Annotated in this window: 4 protein-coding genes; all 4 read left to right on the top strand. The window is 63.9% G+C overall.

Annotated features, from left to right (window positions below; genetic code table 11):
* Positions 1 to 428: 4Fe-4S dicluster domain-containing protein (locus G3N93_RS34600; protein ID WP_206134983.1), on the top strand; the 428-nt coding region annotated here is incomplete at its 5' end.
* 48 nt (positions 429 to 476) lie between these two features.
* Complete coding sequence (bktB, locus tag G3N93_RS34595) at positions 477 to 1670, top strand: beta-ketothiolase BktB (protein ID WP_174932511.1); 1194 nt, start codon at positions 477 to 479, stop codon at positions 1668 to 1670.
* A gap of 38 nt (positions 1671 to 1708) precedes the next feature.
* Complete coding sequence (locus tag G3N93_RS34590; protein ID WP_089429495.1) at positions 1709 to 2563, top strand: 3-hydroxybutyryl-CoA dehydrogenase; 855 nt, start codon at positions 1709 to 1711, stop codon at positions 2561 to 2563.
* Positions 2564 to 2827: 264 nt separating this feature from the next.
* Positions 2828 to 4737 (top strand): collagenase (locus G3N93_RS34585; RefSeq protein ID WP_374196535.1); only part of this gene is annotated, 1910 nt, incomplete at its 3' end.

The following is a 4737-nucleotide window of genomic DNA, read 5'->3' as shown; positions in this document are numbered from 1 at the left end:
AGAAGGTGATGGGCGGCAACGTGCCGTGGACGCTGCGCCACAAGCACGCGGACCACGAGATGCTGAAGCCGGCGTCGCAATGCCAGCCGATCGAGTATCCGAAGCCGGACGGCAAGCTGACGTTCGACCGCCTGTCGTCGGTGTTCATCTCGAACACGAACCATGAGGAAAACCAGCCGGCACACCTGACGCTGAAGGATGCGAACGTGCCGGTGAACGTGAACCTGCACACGTACGCGGGGCCGGAGGGGCGTTTCTGCCCGGCGGCCGTGTATGAATTCGTGAAAAACGACGACGGCAGCGATCGCCTGGTGATCAACGCGCAGAACTGCGTGCACTGCAAGACCTGCGACATCAAGGACCCGACGCAGAACATCGTGTGGGTCACGCCGGAAGGCAGTGGCGGCCCGAATTACCCGAACATGTAACGCAACGCATCCCCGCGCCTGCGGGCGCGAACGAACCGGAGTGAGACGATGAGCAATGCAGCGAAAGAAGTCGTGGTAGTGAGCGGTGTCCGTACCGCGATCGGTGATTTCGGTGGCAGCCTGAAGGATTTCTCGCCGACCGACCTCGGTGCGAAGGTGGTCGCCGAAGTGCTGTCGCGTGCGAACGTGCCGGGCGACGCAGTCGGGCATGTCGTGTTCGGCCACGTCGTGAACACCGAGCCGAAGGACATGTATCTCGCGCGCGTCGCGGCGATCAACGGCGGCGTGGCGCAGCACACGCCCGCGCTGACCGTGAACCGCCTGTGCGGTTCGGGCCTGCAGGCGATCGTGTCGGCCGCGCAGACGATCATGCTCGGCGACGCCGATGTCGCGATCGGCGGCGGCTCGGAAAGCATGAGCCGCGCACCGTACACCGTGCCGGCTGCGCGCTTCGGCCAGCGCATGGGTGACGGCAAGCTCGTCGACATGATGCTCGGCGCGCTGCACGACCCGTTCCAGACGATCCACATGGGCGTGACGGCAGAAAACGTCGCGGCGAAGTACGGCATCTCGCGCGACGCGCAGGATGCGCTGGCGCTCGAATCGCATCGTCGCGCGGCGCGCGCGATCGCGGAAGGGCGCTTCAAGGACCAGATCCTGCCGATCTCGATCCGCACGAAGAAGGGCGAGGTTGCGTTCGACAGCGACGAGCACGTGCGTCACGACGCAAGCGCGGACGATTTCACGAAGCTGCGTCCGGTGTTCAAGAAGGAAGAAGGCACCGTGACGGCCGGCAACGCGTCGGGCATCAACGATGCGGCCGCGGCCGTGCTGATGATGAGCGCGGACGCCGCGCGCGCGCAGGGCGTGAAGCCGCTCGCCCGCCTCGTCGCGTATGCGCACGCGGGTGTCGATCCGGCGTACATGGGCATCGGCCCCGTGCCGGCCACGCAGAAGGCGCTCGAACGCGCGGGCCTGAAGATCAGCGATCTCGACGTGATCGAGGCGAACGAGGCGTTCGCGGCCCAGGCGTGCGCGGTCACGCAGGAGCTCGGCCTCGATCCGGCGAAGGTCAACCCGAACGGCTCGGGCATCTCGCTCGGTCACCCGATCGGCGCGACCGGCGCGCTGATCACGGTCAAGGCGCTGTACGAACTGAAGCGCATCGGCGGGCGTTACGCGCTCGTGACGATGTGTATCGGCGGCGGCCAGGGGATTGCTGCGATCTTCGAGAACATCTGACAATCGAACGCTCAGCACCCGAACACACAGGAAATTTCATGGCCATCGAAATTGTCGGCGTCGTGGGCGCCGGAACCATGGGCAACGGCATTGCGCAGACTGCCGCCGTTGCGGGACTCAACGTCGTGATGATCGACGTCAGCGACGCCGCGCTCGAGAAGGGCATCGCGACGCTGAAGGGCAGCCTCGAGCGGCTCGTGTCGAAGGACAAGCTCGACGCAGCCACGCGCGATGCGGCGCTGGCGCGCATCACGACGTCGACCGACTACGCGAAGCTTGCAGCGGCCGATATCGTGATCGAAGCCGCGACCGAGAACGTCGAGCTGAAGGGCCGCATCCTGAAGCAGATCGAGGCCGTCGCGCGGCCCGAAGCGATCATCGCGACCAACACGTCGTCGATCTCGATCACCGCGCTCGCGGCGCCGCTCGCCGATCCGGCGCGCTTCGTCGGCATGCACTTCTTCAACCCGGTGCCGCTGATGCCGCTCGTCGAGATCATCCGCGGGCTGCAGACGAGCGATGCGACCGCGTCGGCGGTGCGCGAGCTGACCGAGCGTTTCGACAAGTCGCCGATCGGCGTGCGCAACTCGCCGGGCTTCGTCGTGAACCGGATTCTCGTGCCGATGATCAACGAAGCGTTCTTCGTGCTGGCGGAAGGCATCGCGTCGGCGGAGGAAATCGACGCGGGGATGAAGCTCGGCGCGAACCACCCGATCGGGCCGCTCGCGCTGGCCGACCTCGTGGGCCTCGACGTGTGCCTCGCGGTGATGGACGTGTTCGTGAAGGACTTCGGCGATCCGAAGTATCGTGCGTGCCCGCTGCTGCGCGAGATGGTGACGGCCGGGCGCCTCGGGCGGAAGACCGGGCGTGGGGTGTACGACTACAGCAAGTAAGCAGAAGAAGGCTGGAAGGTCTTCAACGCGGGTGGCGAGTCGTGCCGGATGGTGTCGTTCATCCGGTGCGGTTCGCCACCCGCGTTTTTCATTGGTGGAAGCGGCTCGCCGAATCCTGTCGGCCGGTTGAATTATTTCGAAAATCGATTTTAATCGTCGAATAATTAAATCAATTAACGCGATTATCTTTCATATCGATTAAATTGACGTTTCAATATGTAATGTTATATCTTGGTTGCCCAAAAACAACCGAGAGAAAATAAAGTGGCAATAAACGAGGGGCTTCAAAAAACCCGCCGCTGGTCGGCCATCGTCGCGTGGTCGGTATTCGCAGGACTGGCCGGCACCGCATCAGCCAATACCGAGCCGGCGCAGTCGACGCAGCCGACGCAACCCCGGCAGGCGCGCATGCCTCGCGTGCCGCAGAATCTGCCGGTGTCGCCCGAGCAGGCGCAGTACAACCTGCCGCTCAGCGAGCAGGATCGCGCGGCGCTGACCAGGCCTTCGCTCAAGCAGCCGGCCACGCGCAGCAAGCGCAGCACGTCGGGCGCCGATTGCCGCGACATGTCGGTGATGACCCAGTATCGCGGCGCGGCGCTCGCCGATTACATCGCGAATCTTCCCGATTACGAATGCCATTACGGCCTGTTCTCGGTCGATAAAGCGCAGGCCACCCAGATCTTCAATGCCGAAAACGTGCACGCTGTTGCGAGTCGTTTCGTGCAGGAAATTCATCAATACGATGCGAGCAATTTGATCCTGGTCAATTTGCTGATTTATCTGCGAGCCGCGTATTACCAATATGATGTATCGGGTATTGCAAACCCGATCCCGAATCTCGCGGTGTCGCTGCGCCCGTATATCAAGCAGAGCCTGGAGGGTGATGCGCTCTATCGCGACAATGCGCGCGCGCCGAGCACCGCGAACGAGCTGATGAAGCTCATCACGAACATGCGGGACGAAGCGTACTACCTGCCGACGCTGAAGAATCGCATCGCGTCCTACACCGTGAGCGCGGCGAATCCGCAGGCGGCGGCGCCGCTGCTGCAGCGCAGTGCGGCGGGCGGCTTCACCGGCTTGCTCACGGTGTTCTTCTACGCACACCAGCGCAGCGGCGCGCAGCCGATGCTCGACAGCGACGCGACGCTCCCGGAGACGCTCAACCGCTTCGTCACGGCGAACCGCGCGAGCCTGTCGAACACGAGCGCCGCCTATCAGCTGGCCGACGCGGCGCGCGAAACGTTTCGCTTCCTCCGTTATCCGACGCAGAAGCCGCGCGTGAAGAAAATGATCCAGGACCTGCTCGCGTCGACGAGCATGACGGGCGCGGACAGCGATCTCTGGCTCGCGGCGGCGGAAGCGGTCGACTACGGCGATCCGGGCAACTGCGCGGACTACGGCACCTGCGACTACAAGAAGCGGCTGACCGACGCGGTGCTCTCGAATCGCTACGCATGCAACGCGGGCGTGCGCATTCTCGCGCAGGACATGACGATGCCGCAGTTGCAGTCGGTCTGCACGGCGGTCGCGAAGCAGGACGACTACTTCCACCGGATGTTGAAGACCGGGCGCAAGCCGGTCGCGGGCGATCGCAACGACACGATCGAACTCGTCATTTTCGATGACTATGCGAACTATCGAAAATACGCGTCGGTGATCTACGGCATCAGCACCGACAACGGCGGCATGTATCTCGAGGGTGATCCGTCCGCGCCCGGCAACCAGGCGCGCTTCATCGCGCACGAGGCCTCGTGGCTGCGGCCCGAGTTCAAGGTGTGGAACCTCGAGCACGAGTTCACGCACTATCTCGACGGCCGCTACGACATGGCGGGCGACTTCTCGGTGAGCACCGCGAAGCCGACCGTGTGGTGGATCGAAGGCGTCGCCGAGTATCTGTCGAGAAAGAACGACAACCAGGAGTCGATCGACGCGGTGCGCACGGGCGCATACCGCTTCTCGGACGTGCTCGGCACGCGTTACTCATCGAGTGACTACGTCACGCGCGCGTACCGGTGGGGCTACATGGCGACGCGCTTCATGTTCGAGCGCCATCGCGCGGACGTCGACACGATCGTGTCGCGCTTCCGGGTGGGCGATTACGACGGCTACGCAAATCATGTCGCGACCATCGGCAATCGCTACGACACCGAGTTCGCCGACTGGGCGCGCAACGG

This window comes from Burkholderia sp. Se-20378, assembly GCF_017104665.1.
GTDB lineage: Bacteria > Pseudomonadota > Gammaproteobacteria > Burkholderiales > Burkholderiaceae > Burkholderia > Burkholderia lata.
This window is presented reverse-complemented; position numbering and strand designations above follow the sequence as displayed.